The sequence below is a fragment of the Fontisphaera persica genome (assembly GCF_024832785.1).
In the GTDB taxonomy this organism is placed as follows: domain Bacteria; phylum Verrucomicrobiota; class Verrucomicrobiia; order Limisphaerales; family Fontisphaeraceae; genus Fontisphaera; species Fontisphaera persica.
In genome coordinates this window covers 2982841-3000988 of record NZ_CP116615.1, presented here as the reverse complement: position 1 = coordinate 3000988, position 18148 = coordinate 2982841, and the positions used below count along the sequence as shown (strand labels likewise).

At 59.6% G+C, this 18148-nt stretch carries 10 protein-coding genes; 1 reads left to right on the top strand and 9 read right to left on the bottom strand.

Annotated features, from left to right (window positions below):
* Positions 1-21: 21 nt before the first annotated feature.
* The 5 genes from NXS98_RS11235 to nifJ form a co-directional block, all read right to left on the bottom strand.
* Positions 22-3171: a YncE family protein gene (locus NXS98_RS11235; protein WP_283845071.1), complete on the bottom strand. Its 3150-nt coding sequence runs from the start codon at positions 3169-3171 to the stop codon at positions 22-24.
* Positions 3172-3483: 312 nt separating this feature from the next.
* Positions 3484-4377 carry a metallophosphoesterase family protein gene (locus tag NXS98_RS11230; RefSeq protein WP_283845070.1) on the bottom strand — a complete coding sequence of 298 codons (894 nt, stop codon included), beginning with the start codon at positions 4375-4377 and terminating at the stop codon, positions 3484-3486.
* Positions 4374-5303 (bottom strand): sugar phosphate isomerase/epimerase family protein, encoded by a 930-nt coding sequence (locus tag NXS98_RS11225; RefSeq protein WP_283845069.1) that lies wholly within the window; start codon positions 5301-5303, stop codon positions 4374-4376. Before NXS98_RS11225 ends, NXS98_RS11230 begins: the two co-directional genes overlap by 4 nt.
* Positions 5304-5446: 143 nt before the next feature.
* Positions 5447-6451 carry a dihydroorotate dehydrogenase-like protein gene (locus NXS98_RS11220; RefSeq protein WP_283845068.1) on the bottom strand — a complete coding sequence of 335 codons (1005 nt, stop codon included), beginning with the start codon at positions 6449-6451 and terminating at the stop codon, positions 5447-5449.
* Between the two features lie 90 nt (positions 6452-6541).
* Entirely contained in the window at positions 6542-10132 is a 3591-nt protein-coding gene (nifJ, locus tag NXS98_RS11215) for a pyruvate:ferredoxin (flavodoxin) oxidoreductase (RefSeq protein ID WP_283845067.1), read from the bottom strand.
* Positions 10133-10554: 422 nt separating this feature from the next.
* Between nifJ and NXS98_RS11210 the strand changes: the two genes are divergently transcribed.
* Positions 10555-12294, top strand: coding sequence for a CotH kinase family protein (locus NXS98_RS11210; RefSeq protein ID WP_283845066.1), 1740 nt, complete (start codon positions 10555-10557; stop codon positions 12292-12294).
* Positions 12295-12302: 8 nt separating this feature from the next.
* On the opposite strand, the gene NXS98_RS11205 is transcribed toward NXS98_RS11210, so the two are convergent.
* The 4 genes from NXS98_RS11205 to NXS98_RS11190 form a co-directional block, all read right to left on the bottom strand.
* Positions 12303-14843: a GIY-YIG nuclease family protein gene (locus tag NXS98_RS11205; RefSeq protein WP_283848162.1), complete on the bottom strand. Its 2541-nt coding sequence runs from the start codon at positions 14841-14843 to the stop codon at positions 12303-12305.
* Complete coding sequence (locus NXS98_RS11200) at positions 14836-16413, bottom strand: Eco57I restriction-modification methylase domain-containing protein (RefSeq protein ID WP_283845065.1); 1578 nt, start codon at positions 16411-16413, stop codon at positions 14836-14838. Before NXS98_RS11200 ends, NXS98_RS11205 begins: the two co-directional genes overlap by 8 nt.
* Positions 16391-17065 (bottom strand): DNA methyltransferase, encoded by a 675-nt coding sequence (locus tag NXS98_RS11195; RefSeq protein ID WP_283845064.1) that lies wholly within the window; start codon positions 17063-17065, stop codon positions 16391-16393. The genes NXS98_RS11200 and NXS98_RS11195 overlap by 23 nt, the downstream gene beginning before the upstream one ends.
* A gap of 262 nt (positions 17066-17327) precedes the next feature.
* Complete coding sequence (locus tag NXS98_RS11190; RefSeq protein ID WP_283845063.1) at positions 17328-17936, bottom strand: transposase; 609 nt, start codon at positions 17934-17936, stop codon at positions 17328-17330.
* Positions 17937-18148: the final 212 nt, after the last annotated feature.

The window sequence follows — 18148 nt, the reverse complement described above, 5'->3', positions numbered from 1 at the left end:
TCCGCCACCATTTTCCCGGCTCTATTCCACGGGCACCACGCGGTAGAACCGCTTGGACTGCCCCAAGCCTGACGGGTCCAACAGCAGGAAGGGCGTGGTGGTCAGGGTGATATTGGTCAGGGTTTGCCACTGATGGTTGGCCTGCAAGTTGGTCACGTAATCCACCCGATAAGTTTGTCCCACCCGGCCATTAATAGCCAGGCTGGGCATCATGGACACGGAAACCGCGGCCGGCGGTGGCGGGGGCTCCTGATACAACCTCACGTTATCCAAAGTGCAGGTCACCGTGGCGGCGCCCAGCCCTCCGGCATCGGTGCCCTGCAGGTGGGTGCGGCTGATGCCCAGGCGCCTCAGTCCAGGCGGGAAAGACTCCACCTGCATGTCGAGAAAGCCGGCCAGAGTGCCGGTGTCGCGTTCCAACACATGCAAAGCGAGCCGCCGATGCGGCGCGTCATAGAACAGTCGGCAGCGATACCAAACCCCGACCTGCCATGGGGGAGTGCATTGGTTGCGCCCCACGCCTCCGCCGTACAAAATGAAACCGAGACCGCAATCCATGTTTCCCATCTCCATGGCGGCTGAGCCGGGCGTGATAATGCTCATGGCTTCGTCCCAAAGGCCGAAGGTCAATCCCGCGCCGTAATCACAAGATTGAATGATTTGTTCCCATTCCAGATGCCAGGAGCGATTGGGATTAAACTGGGGCAGGTCCACATAGGCGGTGGCGCCGTGGAGGTTGGTCAGGGTGGCCTGCAAGGCACCACTGGCCCCATTCCATTGCAGACTTCCGGGGTGGGAGGTATTCCAGCCGGGAGACGTCGCGAAGTGCTGGGTGTAATGGGCGGTGCCCGTGGTTTCGGGCAGGATGATGTCCATGGCAATCAAGTAGCGCCGGCCCACGTAAAGCCGGCGGCCATCAGCGCTAATTTCCAGGTCCATCAGGTCTTCATTGTAAACCTCCGAACTTCCCACTACCTGTAGAGTTTCCACATCCAGCACCATGACGCGCATCTCCGACGGTGAATGGATGAACAGGTATTTCCCATTAGGATGGACTTCCATGTTCCCCGCCACAAAACTCACATCATGCTCTTCCAGCGTCCAGGTGTCGCGGTTGACCACCCAGAGTTTTTTCTGGGTGTAATCGGAAAAAATGACCCGGTTGCCGTGGCTTGCCAGCGCATAAGTAATGGGGGCGGCACTCAAGGGAACAGGCATTCTGCGAACCACGGCACAAGGCGGCTCCACCTGGATTTCATAGAGCTGCGCGGTGGAGGATCGCCGGGGACGCGCGAGTTGATAAATGAAACGTCCATCGGGTGAAAAGCCAGATTCCAAAGTCCATGGTTCGTCCTCCATGGGAACCCATCCAATCAACTCAAAGGCTTCATGCCTGACGTCATAGACCGCCAGTCCGTCGTTGCCCATGTCATAATTTCTGCCATCCAGCCCCACCCCCACCACTATTTTGGAACGGTCAGGGGAAATGCTGATGCCACCTGGCCAACTGCCCGGCGGGGGCACCATTTTGGAGCAAACCCGGTTCGTGTACCGCAAGTCCACCATACTGATGTTGTCATAGTAATAATCCGGGGTGAACAACCGCTGACCGTCGCCGGTGATGACCAAATCGCCGTGGCAGGTGCCAAAACGGGCCACCACGCGGGACTCCAGCGTGACCGGGTCAAATTCCAGGACGCGCGCTCCGTCCCAAGGCTCCTCCCATTTCGCGCCAAATAAACGGGAATCCACCGGTGACGTGGCGAAGTAGCAGACCGGCCCCACATAGGTGCGGGCGGTAATGGCCAATTGCACCGACGAAACGCTGGTGGCCGTGGCATTGGTCAGGTTGCCCGAAAAGCGGATGGTCCATTGCTGGCCATTCACCAGGTTGGCTTCACCGCTGGTCCAGAGCTGCACCAGTGCCAGATTGTCCGCCACCTCCACACTCCGGCCCGCGTTGTCCTCCACCGTGGGTTGGTATATCCGCGTGGGCAAAAAGGCGATGGCGGGCCGCAATACGTTGACGGCGCGATTCATGCGAATGTGCAGCGTGTATTCCAGGCGCCCGCCGTTGGTCACACAGGTCAGGGTTTGGTCGTAATCCGGCTGCGTCACGGCGCGCAGTCGCGCTGCATAGGCGGGGTCGCCATACAGCACAAAAACATCTTTGTCATAGGCCAGCCCCGTGGGGTCCACGCCGGGCGTCTGGTGAGCCTGATCAAAGAGCAACGCCTGGTTGATCAAATAACAGCTTTCCGCGAAGGTGAATCGTCCCTGCTGCTTGATGAAATATTCGGCCACTCCCCACCCCATGTAACCAAACCAGGTGTCCACCACATAACCGGCCATTTGCGCCGCGCCACCGCTGCCCAGCCAGCCCAGGGCCAGGGAATAATCCCGATTGTTGCCTTCCGGGATGCGGGCTACCAAACAGTTGCCGGGCGCATAATAGATTTTGGCGTTGGTGCTGTTAATCGGATGTAGGCCCCCTAGCGCATCCTGCGCCAATAACTGTCCCTGGTTGGCGATGAAATAGCCCTCTGGGTAAGCGTCCGGATAATGCAACTGCCAGTTGTACTCGTTGGCATGGCCGGAAGTGACCATTAAATCCACCCGATTGGAGTTCAGTTTTTGCGCAAACGGCGCCGCGTCGTCCTGCACGGCATCCAGCCGCTTGACAATCGTGCCGCCGTCGCTGCGCGTCCACCATTCATGCGGGTCGGATTCCGCGTGGTACTCGCCTGCATAGAGGTAATCCAGCCAATCGCCGGCCGTTTTGAGCAGCGCATTTTGGATGGTCAGCGGCTCGGTATGCGAGGCCAGCCGCAGGGCATGCTGGGCATTGTACCCCGTCACAATCCCCCAGAGGGCATCGGTGTAGCGGTCGCCATCGAGATTGCGCAACAAGCGATGGCAATTTTCCACGTAATCGCGCGTCACCTCCTCCGGCTGCGCCACGAAGCATACGTAGTCCGGAGTGCTGGCGCTCAGCGCGTGGCGGAAGGCATCGGGAAACGGAGCGCCGTCGTAGCGCAACACCTGGGCGGTATGTTTGGTTTGCAAATGGCTCGCCACCGCCTGCCAGGCCGGATTATTCCAGGTGGTCTCTGAAACCACGACGACATAGCCTGCGGCTTGCGCGGCAAGACTGAAGACCAGCAAGGGCAAGACCGCCAGCCCAAGGCGCCACCAGGCCCGACCCGGTGGTTTGCACCACCAGCGGTGCGGTGGGGTTGTCGGTTGAGAAGGATGACTAGAAGTTGCTCCCGGTACGACCCACGAGGCGAGGCGCTTCATACTTCATTTTTTTTAAACTTTGGGTTCACGTTTCGTGTAATCGTTCCGTTGGTGGGGGTAAAGAGAAAAAAGCAAGCATAGCCATTTTTTTCCTTTTTAGGCCCGTCAAGCCCAGGGAAGGGGCTCGAAAAAGGGTCTATTGGGTCGCGGAAAGTCCTCTTCCTTTTCCGTCAAAGCACAAGGTTATTCCTTGGGCGGGGACGGTTTATCCCTCACCGTCCGGGGATGAATGCCCAGGCGTCCGTCCTTCTCCACCGTCAACAACATCCAGCCGCGCGGCGGATTTTTCCGGGGGTCTCCCACGCCGATGGTGGTGGTGGTGAGGAGGGTGATTCCTTCGTGAGTATTGGTCAGATTGCGATGCAGATGCCCGCTCAAGATGGTTTTGACCCCGGCTTGCCTGGCCAATCCCAGCAACCGGGCGCGCGGTTGCGGTTCCAAATTCCAATAAACCCCGCCCGGCTCGCTGTTGGAGCTTTGGAAGGGCGGAAAATGCACCAGCACCAGCGTCGGCACGGCGGACGTCCTCGCCAGCGCGCGCTCCACCTCGGCCCACATTTTTGATTCCTCCGGCAAGCCGCTGCCCAGCAGGGGGCCGTTGACGCCCACCACCCGCACGCCAGCGTGCTCGCGCACCCACCAGGAGGGGCCCAGCACCGATTCATAGCGTTGATTCCGCGCCGAGGTGACGGATTCCTTTTTTCCCTCAATCCGCTTGTTGCCAATGTCATGATTGCCCGGCACGTACCACACCGGCGCACTAAAATCCCGGGCCAGCCGTTGAAAATCGCGAAACTCAGCCACCGTCCCATCCTCGGTCAAATCACCTCCCAATAAAACCAAATCCACCTTTTCGGCGTTTACGGCCGCGATGGCCTCCCGCAAGCGCTGCTCCCGCACTGGCTGATCCTGCTTCAACCGGTGGGTAATGTGGATGTCCGACAGAAAGGCAATCCGCACCGGATAGCGTGCCTCCGGCGACGCTGCCGACGAAGTGTTGCGGGGCGTGCGGCAGCCCAGCCACGGCAGGGCCAGCCAGGCGGCCACCCCGAGGAGGAGAAAATGGCGAAGTTTCATGTGCCAAACACTTTCTTGGCCCAGGCCAGGCTGAGCCGGTGATTTTCCACGGCCGAGCGGGTCACCTCCGTTTTGCCTTCCAGGGCCAGCTCGACGGTGAAGCGCCGGGCCAGTTGTTGCTCGCGGGCATAACGGGCCACCGCTTCATAATCAATGTCCCCGGTGTCGAGCACTTCATGCCACACGCCATTGCGGCTTTGGCGCAGATGCCAGGTCACCACGCGCCGGCCGTATTCATGCAGCACTTTCTGCGGTGGCAGGCCGCCTTTCCAGACCCAATGCACGTCGTAGCAGAGGCCCACCGTTTCCGGCGGAGTATTCCGCAACACGTAGTGAAACTCGCGGGCCTGATTTTGCATTTCCGGCAGGTGGTGATGGATGCCCAGTTTCAGGCCCAGTTCTTTCAGGCCCTGGCCGAGGTCTTTCAAGGCGGACACCGTGTTTTTCAATTCCTCGTCGGTTTTTTCGCGCCCGAGGGGGTCGGGGTTGCAACTGAGTGCTTCAAAGCCCGCTTCCTTGCATACGGCGGCGCATTTCAGCAGGCGCGCCACCACCTCGCGCGCTCGCGCCGCCTCATGCAGCGCCGCGCCGGTGTAAAGACTCACCGGCCGCATCCCTTTGGCGCGCAATTTCTCCGCAAAACGGGCGCTGGATTCCGGGTTGTTGGCATCCAGGAAATTCTCCAGGTAGTCGTAGCCGCAATCGGCGAGGGCGGCAATGACCTCGTCCAAATGAAACGCTTTTTTCTCGCGTTGGTAGTATTGCGTCCAACCATACACGTTGGACCCAAACAGGGTTTTGGGGGCCGGCTCAGCCGCCGGCAGCCCGCCGGCCGCGGCGCCTGCCGCCAGCAGGCCGGTGGCCTTGAGAAAAGCCCGGCGGTTGAGCTGCCAGGAGAGGCTATGCGCAAAGTACGGGGTTTGCATGGCGGCAATGTAGCGAGTTCGCGGCCCGCTTGGCCACTGGAAAGTGATTGGCGGGAAACCCCTCTGCTGCCCGTTTCCTTGAGCCAATAAAAAACCCGGCCTGGAACGCAGGCCGGGTTGGGCGCGGAGGAACACCCGGGGAATCAGGCCAGGGATGACGGCACAAAACTGCGCAGCGTGCGCATGTACTGGGCGCGCTCAAAAGCGCTGGGGTCAGCGCAATTTTTCTGGCTGACACTGCCAATCATTTGTTGCACCGACTCGTACTCGTTTTCCTCCATCCAACGCGCCATGTCGGCTTCCACAATCTTGATATGGGGGATGCCATGCTTCATCAGCGCGGAGCACAGCATGGTGACCTTGGCGCCGGCCATGAGGGTCTTGAGCACGTCCTGGGCGGTGTGGATGCCGCTGGTGGCGGCCAGGTCGGCCTTAATCTTCCCGTAGAGAATGGCAATCCAGCGCAACGGCAGGCGGCGGGCCTGCGGTGTGCTCAGCAGGACGGTGTTTTCCACCTCCAGACTGGCCAGGTTGATGTCCGGCTGGTAGAAGCGGTTGAACAGCACCAGCCCGTTGACGCCCATTTTGTCAATGCGCGCCGCCATGTTGGCCATGCTGCTGAAATAGGGGCTGAGCTTGACCGCCAGCGGAATGCTCACCACGGCGCGCACCGCTTTAATGATGTCCAAATAACGTTGTTCCACCTCGGCGCCGGTGAGGTTGGGGTCGGTGGGGATGTAGTAAATGTTCAGCTCCAGCGCATCGGCGCCGGCCTGTTGAATCTGCCGGGCATAATCAATCCAGCCGCCCACCGACGAGCCGTTCAGGCTGGCGATGACGGGGATTTTCACCGCGGCCTTGGCTTTGGCGATGTGCTCCAAGTATTCCTCCGGCCCCAGTTTGAAATCCTTGGGCTCCGGGAAATAACTCAGCGCCTCGGCAAAGCTCTCCGTCCCCTGGGTGAGGGCCTCTTCCAGGTCGCCGGCCTCCTGGCGGAGCTGCTCCTCGAAGAGAGAATGCAGCACCACCGCGCTGGCGCCGGAGTCTTCCATGAGCTTCAGGTTGTCAATTTTTTCGCTCAGCACCGAGGCCGAGGGCACCAGCGGCGTGCGCAATTTCAATCCGAGATAAGTGGTTGAGAGATCCATACGTGTTTCGGTTCTGGGTTGTCGCTTCAGGGTTCAGCCGGCGGGATTCCCCGGCGCAAAGACCGGGGAATCCCAGGCCGGGCCGGGGAATCAAGAGGCGGCCGGGGCCGCAGGCTGAGCCGGCCCGTATTTGCGCGCCGCCAGATAGGCGTACAACTGCCAGCGCGCCTCCACGTCCTTCTGGGCCTGCTCGAAGTATCGGCGGGCGTCTTCGGGCTTGCTCTTGGTGAGCATCTTGAACCGGTTTTCGCTCAGCAGGTACTCCTGCACCTTGACCTTGCCCGCCTGCGAATCCAGTTGCAGCGGGTTCTCGCCCTTCTCCGCGCGGCGCGGGTCAAACCGGTATAGCAACCACTGGCCGGACTCCACCGCCAGTTTCTGCTGCCGGGCGCCAATGCCGCGGTCGAGGTCAATGCCATGCGCAATGCAATGGCTGTAGGCGATGATAATCGAGGGGCCGGGGTAGGATTCGGCTTCAATCATCGCGCGCAAGGTGTGCTCGTCTTTGGCGCCCATGGCCACCGAGGCCACATACACCGAGCCATAACTCATGGCAATCAGCCCCAGGTCCTTTTTGCCCACCGGCTTGCCGCCCGCGGCAAATTTGGCCACCGCGCCCCGCGGGGTGGACTTGGAGGCCTGCCCGCCGGTGTTCGAGTACACTTCCGTATCGAGCACAATCAGGTTCACATCCCGCCCGCTGGCCAGCACGTGGTCCAACCCGCCGTAGCCGATGTCATAGGCCCAGCCGTCGCCACCTACCGCCCAGACGCTGCGCTTGACGAGACTGTCGGCCACCCCCAGCAGCATCCGGGCTTCGCTGGAGGTTTGGCCACGCAGTTTTTCCTTGAGGGCGGCCACGCGCTGGCGTTGTTCGTAGATGCCCGCCTCGTCGGATTGGTCGGCGGTGATTAGCCCGCGCACCAGGTCATCGCCCAGCACGGGCGCCAGTTTCTGCGCCAGCTCGCGTGCCAGCTCGGCCTGCTTGTCCAGCGAGACCCGGAAGCCCAGCGCAAACTCGGCCGTGTCCTCGAAGAGCGAGTTGTTCCAGGCCGGGCCGCGGCCCTCATTGTTTTTGGACCAGGGCGTGGTGGGCAGGTTGCCGCCATAGATGGAGGAGCAGCCGGTGGCATTGGCCACCACCATGCGGTCCCCAAACAACTGCGTGAGCATCTTGAGGTAGGGGGTCTCCCCGCAGCCGGCGCAGGCGCCGGAGAACTCAAACAGCGGTTGCAACAATTGTTGCTGCCGAAGCTGGGATACCTTGACTTTGCGGCGGTCCACTTCGGGGATGGAGAGGAAGAAGTTCCAATTCTCGCGCTCGCTCTGGCGCAACGGCATTTGCGGGCGCATGTTGATGGCCTTGAGCTTGGAATCGCTCTTGTTCTTCACCGGGCACACATCCACGCACAGCACGCAGCCGGTGCAATCCTCCGCCGCCACCTGCAGGGTGTATTTCAGCCCTTTGAACTCGGGCGCCCGGGCATCGGTGCTCTTGAAGGTGGCCGGCGCGCCGGCCAGGTATTTGGCCTCGTACACCTTGGGCCGGATGGCCGCATGCGGGCAGATGGCCGCGCATTTGCCGCACTGGATGCAAATGGTTTCATCCCATACCGGGATTTCCAGCGCCAGATTGCGTTTTTCGTACTGGGCCGTGCCCGTGGGGAAGGTGCCGTCGGGCGTGAAGCTGCTGACCGGCAGCAAGTCGCCTTCGTTGCCGTAAATGCGGCCCAGGGTGTTGGCGATGTCCTTGGGCGCATTCGCCGTGAAGGGCGGCGGCAGCTCGCGCGTGCTGGTGACCTTGTCGGGCACCTTCACTTCAAACAGGTTGGCCAGCGTCTGCTCCACGGCCGCGATGTTTTTCTTGACCACTTCATCGCCTTTGCGGCCGTAGGTCTTTTTGATGGCCTTCTTGATTTCCTCGATGGCCTCTTCCCGCGGCAGCACCCCGGCCAGGGCGAAGAAGCACGTCTGCATGATGGTGTTGATGCGGCCGCCCATGCCGGTCTCGCGCGCCACCCGCACCGCGTCAATCACGTAGAACTTGGCCTTCTTTTCAATCAACGACTTCTGCACCGGGCGCGGCAGCCGGTCCCAGATTTCGTCCTTGGAAAACGGCGTGTTGAGCAGGAACGTGCCGCCCGGCACCAGCGGTTTGAGCATGTCGTACCGCTCCAGAAACACCGGCTGATGGCAGGCCACAAAGTTGGCCCGGGAAATCAGGTAGGTGGAACGAATCGGCCGTGGTCCGAAGCGCAGGTGCGAAATGGTCACCGCGCCGGCCTTCTTCGAGTCATACACGAAGTAGCCCTGGGCGTAATTGTTGGTGTTTTCGCCAATGATTTTGATGGAGTTCTTGTTGGCGCCCACCGTGCCGTCCGACCCCAGCCCGTAAAACATCGCCCGCACCACATCATCCGGCTCCGTCGAAAACTCCGGATCATAAGGCAGGCTCAGATGCGTCACGTCATCCTCGATGCCCACCGTGAAATGATTCTTCGGCTGGGCTGCGGCCAGATTGTCAAACACCGCCTTCACCATCGCCGGCGTGAATTCCTTGGACGACAGGCCATAGCGGCCGCCCACCACCCTGGGCATGCTCTTGAGCTGGCCGTACCCGGCGCTCAAGCCCTCCACCAGGCTGTTGATGACGTCCAGATGCAGCGGCTCCGCCGAGGCGCCGGCTTCCTTGCAACGGTCCAGCACGGCGATGGACTTCACCGTCGCCGGCAGCGCTTCCATGAAGCGGCGAATGTCAAACGGCCGGAACAACCGCACCTTCAACACGCCCACTTTTTCGCCCCGGGCGGTCAGGTATTCCACCGTCTCGTGCGCCGTTTCGCAGCCCGAGCCCATTAGGATGATCACCCACTCGGCATCCGGCGCGCCCACGTACTGGAACAACTTGTACGCGCGGCCGGTGAGCGCGGCAAACTTGTCCATCACCCGTTCCACCACATCCGGGCACGCCAGGTAGTAAGGGTTGCAGGCCTCGCGCGCCTGGAAAAACACGTCGGGGTTTTGCGCCGTGCCGCGCAACACCGGATTGTCCGGATTCAGCGCCCGCTGGCGATGGGCCAAAATCAACTTTTCATCAATCATCGCCCGCATGTCATCCTCGGTCACCTGCACAATTTTGGAAACTTCATGCGACGTGCGGAACCCGTCGAAGAAATGCAGGAAGGGCACGCGCGATTCCAGCGTGGCCGCCTGCGCGATGAGCGCAAAGTCCATGGCTTCCTGCACGCTGGTGGAACTGAGCAGCGCAAAGCCCGTCATGCGCGCCATCATCACGTCGCTGTGGTCGCCAAAAATGGACAGCGCGTGCGTGGCCACGGTGCGGGCGGAGATGTGAAAGACCGTGGGCGTCAATTCACCCGCAATTTTGAGCATGTTGGGGATTTTGAGCAGCAACCCCTGCGCCGCGGTGAAGGTGCAGGTCAGGGCGCCGGTTTGCAACGCGCCATGCACCGCGCCGGCGGCGCCGGCCTCGCTTTGCATTTCCACCACCTGCGGCACCGTGCCCCAGAGGTTGGGGACGCCTTCCGAGGCCCACTGGTCGCACCACTCCCCCATGTTCGAGGAAGGCGTGATGGGGTAAATGCCCATGACTTCATTGCAACGATAAGCGACATAAGCCACCGCCTCGTTGCCATCAATCGTAATGTATGGTCTGTTCATAAAATCTCGCCATCATGCGCCGGGCGCGGTCGCAGAAATTCCCGCCTTGTATGTTCCGGCGGGCCGGGTTCTGCAGGCGGGCGCCTTAGAAGCCCATATGTTATTCCGGCTTGGTTAGAATTAGCAATGCTTAATTTATGCGGTCGGGCGCATTACCATTTCCGCTTTCTAATCTTGCACCCGACGGCTCCTTCTGCCCAACCTTGCTTTGTTCATTGTTTTGCAAATTTTGCTTTATGCGCGGCCAACGTGCCTTTCCACGAACGCCGGGGCGAACAGCCAGGCGCGACGCCGCCCGGCCGGAAATGCGCTTTTTGAACAGTTTCGGCTGTGGTAGCGTCTTCTGAGTAATGCATGTGATGAATTGTCCACCGCCTGCCCCGGCCCGCCTGTGCTCTGGTTTCCGCCCACGGTGGTTTTGGATGGCCTGGGTTTGGCTGGGCGTGGCGGCGGTGTTAATGGCTGCAGAGGTTCGCCCCGGTAAAACCAACGTGCCTGCCGCCAGGCCGGCTGCCGCCCCGGCCCCGGCCACCAACACCGCGCCCGCCTTGAAGCCCCCGCCGCGCCGGCCCGCCCATCTCAAGCCCGGCGAGGATTTGTTCACCACCAACCGCGGCGTCCTCCACCTGCGCCTGCAACTGGAAAAGTCCGCCATGGAGTCCCTCCGGCGCGACCCCCGGCGCTACGTGAGGGCGCAACTATATGAGGGCGAGGTTCATTACCGCGATGTGGCCGTGCATCTCAAAGGCGCGGCGGGCAGTTTCCGGAACGTGGATGACAAGCCGGCCCTGACCGTGTCGTTTGACCGGTTCACCCGCAACCAGTTCTTTTACGGCCTGAGCAAAATCCACCTCAACAACAGCGTGCAGGACCCCAGTTACCTCGCCGAGTACCTCTGCGGGGTCATGTTTCGCGCGGCGGACGTGCCCGCTCCCCGCGTGGCCCATGCGGTGGTGGAACTGAACGGGCGCAAACTGGGCCTGTACGTGCTCAAAGAGGGATTCACCAAAGAGTTTCTCAGCCTGCACTTCAGCAACACCTCCGGCAACCTCTACGACGGCGGCTTTGTCAAGGACATCACCGACCCCCTGGAAAGAGACAGCGGCAGCGGCCCCGAAGACCACGCAGACTTGAAGGCCCTGGCCGCCGCGGCCCAGGAGAAAGATTTGGACCGCCGCTGGGAACAGCTCTGCATGGTCCTGGACATGGAGCGATTCATGAACTACATGGCCGTGGAGAACATGACTTGGGACTGGGACGGCTACCCCATGAACCGCAACAACTACCGCATCTACAGCGACCCCAGCACCGGCCGCATGGTCTTCCTGCCCCACGGCACCGACCAGATGTTCAGCCAGCCCGACGGCCCCCTGCTCAGCCCGCTGCAGGGCATGCTGGCGCTCTCCGTCATGCGCACCGGTGAAGGCCGCCGCCTCTACCGCCAGCGCTATTACGAGGTTTTCCAAAACGTGTACCGGGCCGCGGAATTGACCAATCAGCTCTGGCAATTGGAGCAGCGCATCCAGCAAACCCTGCCCAAGGAATACGCCCACATTGCCCGCGAGCTGGCCGGCCCCGCGCAGGACTTGCGCCAGCGCATCATGGCCCGTGCCCGCAGCATCGAGCGGCAACTGAAGGAAATGCCGCCCTCCGTCTTGAAATTCAACGGCAACACCGCGTCCCTGCGCAACTGGCGGCGCCAGGAAGAGACCACCACCGCCCGGCTCGAGCAAACCCCAGACGCCCAGGGCACCAACTCCCTGCTCCTCGCCGCCGCCCAGCCCCTCACCGCCTCCTGGCGGGCGCGCGTCACCCTGCCGGCCGGGCAATACCGATTCTGCGCCGACGTCAAAACCACCTCGCTCAAGCCCGGCCCGGGCAGCGGCCCCCTGGGGGTCGGCCTGCGTGCCAGCGCCGACCCACGGCGCCCGTCCGCCTACACCACCAACGCTCCCAACTGGACCCCCTTGGTTTGCCCGGTGGAAATCACCGCGCCCTTTGAAGAATTGGAATTAATTTGCGAGCTGCGCCACGCCGCCGGCGAAGCCCGTTTCGCCCTCGACTCCCTGCGTGTGGAAAAAATCCCCCCGCCCGCCCCGCCCCCCGCTGCCCCCGCCACCCCAAAACCCCCACCCAAACCCGCCCCCCAACCGGGAAAGTAACCTCCGTTTCACCCCTGCCGGCCGCCGGGTTCTTTGGCGATAAACACGCCTTCATACTCTTTCGGACGCAGGGTAGTATCGTAAAGCCCTACATTTTCTCCCTCATGCCGGTTGATGCCCGCATACACCAGGCTGGGGTCTTCGTAACGCTTGAATTTATAGACGGCGTCGTTCGTCAAGGCACTGTTGAACACGCCCAAGCTCACCAAAAGCTCGAAGTCTTCGACTGTCAGCCCCGTCACCCGTTTGAACAGGCCTGGCTCCAGTTGGGTAATGACATCGCGCAAGGTGCGCTCGCGGTAGTCGGTCAGGTACAGAAAAACGGGGATACGGGTAGCGAATTTAATGAGCTTTTCTTGAATCTGCTTGCGCAGGCTTTTGTATTCTTTTTCTTGCTCGGTAAGTTCTCTTTTTTCCGCCGGGGTTAACTCGCGGTCGTTGGCTTCTTTTTTGGCCTTCTTGACGGCTTCGGATTTGTTGATGATGGTTTCAATGTCCTGATTCAGGTTACGGAAGCCCTCGATGCTCATCAATGCTTTCATGGCTGCTTCATTGTCCATCAGCCGCCGCAGGGTATCGTTGTCCACATTGACCAAGAGCGCACTCTCCCAGCGCCGCGCCAGCAGGGTGGCGGTGGTGCCGCTCATGGCCATCTCCAGCACGCCGGCGGCGTCTATCTGCCTCATGGAACTGCCGTCGTAAGCCAGCACCGGCAAAAAGCGGATGAACTCTTCCACCTTTTTCTCCGGGTCGTCTTCGTTAACGTTCAACCGGCAACTGTAATCGGCAATCTGGCGCAGGGCGCGGTCGGGGGCAAAGTCGAAGACATAGCACTCTTCTTTGAGAATCAGTTCCGCGTTGGGCGAAAGGCCATCGGGATTTTGAATTGTCCAAGGACTCTGTACACGGAAGGCGGCTTGGAAATAGGTTTCGGGGCTTGAAGTGTTGCGCAGCATGAAGATGCCCGTCCAGGGCCGCACGGTGACGCCGGTGGTCAGTTTTCCGCAGGTCAGCGTAATTGTTTTCGTCCTGAGTGGGTTGCCCATCGCTTCCAGCACCGGCTTCAGGGCAGCGACACCGATGCCCGCTGCGGCGCCTGCCGCCACGATGATTTTGTAATCGTGATAAAAGCAATTTTGCTTTTTGGCTAGCAGGTTGCGCATGGCATGGCAAGCAGCCACGCTGGGCAGAAACCACAATGTGTGCGAAAGGACGCTCAAGAGCCGCACATCTGCATAGGGCAAGGGCGGTTTTTGGGCGCCCAGCCGCAGGTTATCCAGGTTGGTGGGCAGGTACGCGCCGCGAATCAGGTCGAGCCACTTTTGTACCTCGTCTTCGTACTTGAAGCGCGCTTTTTCGCCGATGCCTTCTGCCGAGAAAAACACGTTCAGGTCGAACTCGTTGAATTCGCCCTGCATGGCGACTTCGCGGATGGCGTCCGGCAGTTGATAGGTCATCAACACCATGCGCGGCAGGACCGCATAGGGGTTGTTCTTCCCTTTCCATTTCATCTTGGCTTTCTGTTCATCGGAATAGGTCCAGTTGTAAATCTGCTCTTCGATGAACTCGCCGGTGGCGATGGCGCGAAACGGCGTGCCGGAAAGATATAGGTAATGGTCGGAGGCGATGGGCAGGATGTCTTCAATTTCCTCATCGAGCTCTTTTAAGAATTCGGCGCCTTGACCTTTTGCAAACTTTTGTTCCTGCTCGTCTTCCGCCTCGAACAGGTCTCGAGCTTTTTCGCGCCAGGCGCCGTAGTGGTACTCATCGAAAATGACGCAATCCCAATTTGTGGCGTGCACCCATTCGTTCTTGGTCTTGATGCCGCCGGTGCTGGGATTGCGCCCCAAGTAATCCTGAAACGAACCAAAGCAGACGATAGGCTTGCTCTTATCGGCCTGTTCGTAGGTCAGCCCGCCCGGTTTGATAAACTGCCAGCCGGCAAAATCCACATGCGCGCGCAGGTCTTCTTCCCAAGCGCTTTGCACCGCCGGCTTGAAGGTAAGCACAAGAATTTTTTTCCAGCCCATGCGTTTGGCCAGTTGATAGGCGGCGAAGGTCTTGCCAAAGCGCATCTTGCAGTTCCACAGGAAGTGCGGCGGCTTGTGGTTCTCACGGCGGTAACTCGTAAAGTAAGCCATCGTCTTTTCGACGGCGGCTTCCTGTTCCGGGCGCATTTTGAAAGTGAGCGAGCGCTGTTCTTCCAGCAGTTGCCCCTCGCGCACGGCGTGGATGGCGGCCTTGACTTGCTCGACCGTGCAGCGAAACCACTCCCCGCCCTCGTGGCGGATGCCGTTGATGCGCAGCATGCGGTGCACGTCATGGTCGGTGAAGGCTGTGCCATCGCTGCGCAGAGCCGGCTCTTCCAGCACGATGCGATAGGGCAGTGCGCCGTCGGGCCGCAAGGTAGGGTATTGCTCTGCCACGCGCTCCTGCACGCTGCGGGTGGTGTAGCCGATTTTGAGCAAGCCCCGGTATTGCGGGTTGGCGTCCTCGTAGGCGTAAATTTTCGGCGCGACCTTGGGGCGGGGCGGGAAGAAGTCACTCATCGCTCGGCTCCTCGTCTGCCTCATCGTCATCCATCATTGGGCGAACAAGAGACTCAATAAAGCCTATCTCGCTTGGCGATATATTGTATTTTGTGTAAAGATCATTGTCTGTCCACATTCTGTTCCAGTTCTGGATTGGGACGAAGGCATAAACCTTACGCGTTGTGTCCTGTGACGGTTTGTGCAATAGAATCAGAAGGCGTGTCAGGCGACAGAACAGATAGGACAAAACACTTTCGGCCTCTTGTTTCGAATCGAACGGGCCTATACACAAATATGTTTCTGAACAGATACTCCCAGGCTCACCTACGAAAGGCGTGCTGATGATTCTGTGAGGGTAAGTATCTCTGTTACCAGTCCCCGGAGCTGCTCGGCCTACATACACCTTCCACTTATCTATAAGTTCATGCCCAGTTGTTATCAAGTTTCTTGGTATGTATCCCGTCCCGCCTTTTTGATAAACTAGCACGTCACCTGTGCGTTTAGTTGCTCTCCCTTTGAATGTCGTGTCCAATCCAAATGGCTTTCTAGAACTAACCAGTCGGTCAAACCTTTTTTCATTGGGCAGAGAAAAGAATTGTGCATTTCCGCTCTCAATATCAATGACCTTCTTGAGGATTGAAAGCCCCTCATTGAATCGAACAAATACATCCATTCCCTTCTCGAGGAGTGGACGAGTGGCTATTGAGATAGGCCGATTTCCGAAATGTGTGTTGACTTGACAGAGACCTGGATTGTCTCGATCCCAAAGGAAATAGCAGACACCACCCTTGAGGCCCACTCCAGGAAAAGCATCTGATGCACAAAGATAATCGTCAAGTGAACGTAACCGATTATCTGAAAGCATCGACTCTCTAAACTCATCCAGCCCTTTTCCTCCAGCAAACCATCTGGAAGGAATAATCATCACCAGGAAACGCGGATTTAATTTTTTGGCCTGCTTAACAAAGTGATGATAGATAGGCGATGCGCTTCTTCCGTATCCTTCATCACTCAACTGATACGGCGGATTGCCGATGATGACATCGAATTTCATCTTGAAAATCTCCTCCGGCGTTTCGGTGTGAATAAACTCGTAGGCGTGGGTTTCCAGTTCCGCGCCGCGGGCGTAATTGGCTTCACTTGCGCCACAAAAGGTACAGCGGCCGTCTTGCCAGGTGTGCTCGGTGCGCCGGTAGCGGATGTTGCCTTCGGGCGTCTCGAAGGCAGTGCAGATGGAGTATTTGCCATTGGCGTGCTTGGAGCAGTAGAGCGTGCGACGCGCCATCAGGGCAGTCAATTCGGTGATGGCGATGCCGAAGAGCTGCTTGGTCATGATGTGGTTGATGCGCTTCTGGCGGTCGGGAATCTGCGCTTCCAGGCCTTTGTTCAGCCGCTTGGCGATTTCGCGCAAAAAGACGCCCGTCTTGCAGGCCGGGTCCAAAAAGCGGGCGTCCGGGTTGCTCCACAGCGCGGGCGGCAGCAAGTCCAACATTTGGTTCGCCACCTGCGGCGGGGTAAAGACCTCGTCGCTGGAGAGATTGGCCAGGCAGGAAAGCACATCGGGGTTATAGGTCGTCAGCGTAGGCATGGGCCAGCTCCAAAAAATGCACCGGCGGATAGTCGCGCACCGGCTCTGGGATGAATACTTCTTCTCCTAAATCAGAGAAGAGCGGCAGTTCGCGCATGGAACTCTGCGCCACCAGTTCGTGAAAGGCAAAGTCGCGGCGCTTCATCAGGCTGCCGTTTACGAGCGACCATTCGGCAAAGACAATCGGCTGGGGATGTTCCCCCACCGTTTGAAGCGAGAGCGCGTCACCGTGGATGATGTTTTTCTGGAGCAGGTAACGCACCGTTTCCCGGCAGGCCGCTTTGGCCTTGTCCTGGAACAGGCGCGTGTAGGCGGCGTCGAACACGGCAAACAGCCGCGCGCGGCACTCTTCGGCGTTGTCTTCCAAAATGTCAATGCCGTAGAGCAACGACACGGCCAGCACGGCGTAGCGCTCGTATTCGAGTTGGACTTTGGCGTAGCGCTTCTCGACCACCTGCAGTTTTCGCTCCAAGATTTCGATAAGAAAATTGCCCGTGCCGCAGGCAGGTTCCAAAAAGCGTGAGTCAATCCGTTCGGTCTCTGGCCTGACCAAATCCAGCATGGCCTCCACGATGTGCTGTGGCGTCAACACTTCGCCGTGGTCGGCGACCCGCTGTTTGGACTTGATGGTTGTGGTGGTGGATGCGGCCATTTTTGGAGATGATTTAACACCGATTCCTGCCTTTTGACAATAGGGGGCCAGAGGAAAATCCGCGGGAATTGCCACCACAGCCCCGGCAGCAAGGCTGTGGTCATGCATTCGTGCATCCGCCTCCTGATGCCAGGCGCAGCGGACGCCCAGGCAGTTCAAACGCGGGCTGTCCACCGGTCCAAGAGCTGGTCGGCGAGGGCTTCGGCGGTCATTTCGGGGGGCCAGTCCACCCATATCACGGGCAGTTGATGGCGCAGGTAGGTCATCTGCCGCCGGGCAGATTGCCGCGTGTTTCGATGAACATATTCCCAATTTCCTGCGCCAGAGGGTCTTCGTCTGCGCGGTTGGGATTGTAACGGTCTAGAGGCCAACGCAACGGGTTTTCGGAGATGTAACGGCGAATGGCATTCAAGGCGAGTTCATTGCGGATGATGTGTTCGTAGTAATTGCGTTGCCAGACGGGGTAAATCGTTGTGTTTTGACGAAACCATTGGGTCACGCCAATTTTGAATCCACGTATCACCGAACCAATGGTTTTTGATGTGCCGCGCGGCGGTGGCGGCGGTAGGGGCGAAAAATTTTTCGCCCCAACCAAATCCCCCACAATCCACAACACGCCATGGATGTGATTGGGCATGATGACGAACGCATCCAATTCCACCTGCGGAAAATGCGCGGGGATGTCGCGCCAACCTTGTTCGGCCACCCGACCGGCCCGGTTCAACCGCATTTCCCCATTCACCACGGTACCGAACAAGTGCGCCCGTGCGTGCGCGCAGAGGGTAATGAAATACGCGCCGGGGTGGGCGTAATTGTGCCCCTTGAGGCGAATGGAACGGCGGTGGTGGCGTTTGGGGTCGTAACGGGTCATCAGGCCCCCTCCGGTTGATGCAGGGGCAAATAATGGTGGGGCGAATAATGTAGGGGCGAATAATAATTCGCCCCTACGGGCGGTTGTTGTGGGGGCAGGTGTCCGCCGAAGGTAAAGGTGGGGATTCGCTGTTTGGAATAGATGCGGAATGCGGTGGTTGCGGCCATTTTTGGGGGCGATTTAACACCGATTTCTGCCATTTGGCAATAGGG

Bases quoted from the DNA above. Each gene is read 5' to 3' on its own strand.
- NXS98_RS11210 (WP_283845066.1), top strand. From the start codon at position 10,555: ATGGCCTGGGTTTGGCTGGGCGTGGCGGCGGTGTTAATGGCTGCAGAG.
- NXS98_RS11220 (WP_283845068.1), bottom strand. From the start codon at position 6,451: ATGGATCTCTCAACCACTTATCTCGGATTGAAATTGCGCACGCCGCTG.
- NXS98_RS11225 (WP_283845069.1), bottom strand. From the start codon at position 5,303: ATGCAAACCCCGTACTTTGCGCATAGCCTCTCCTGGCAGCTCAACCGC.
- nifJ (WP_283845067.1), bottom strand. From the start codon at position 10,132: ATGAACAGACCATACATTACGATTGATGGCAACGAGGCGGTGGCTTAT.
- NXS98_RS11205 (WP_283848162.1), bottom strand. From the start codon at position 14,843: ATGAGTGACTTCTTCCCGCCCCGCCCCAAGGTCGCGCCGAAAATTTAC.
- NXS98_RS11200 (WP_283845065.1), bottom strand. From the start codon at position 16,413: ATGCCTACGCTGACGACCTATAACCCCGATGTGCTTTCCTGCCTGGCC.
- NXS98_RS11230 (WP_283845070.1), bottom strand. From the start codon at position 4,377: ATGAAACTTCGCCATTTTCTCCTCCTCGGGGTGGCCGCCTGGCTGGCC.
- NXS98_RS11190 (WP_283845063.1), bottom strand. From the start codon at position 17,936: ATGACCCGTTACGACCCCAAACGCCACCACCGCCGTTCCATTCGCCTC.
- NXS98_RS11195 (WP_283845064.1), bottom strand. From the start codon at position 17,065: ATGGCCGCATCCACCACCACAACCATCAAGTCCAAACAGCGGGTCGCC.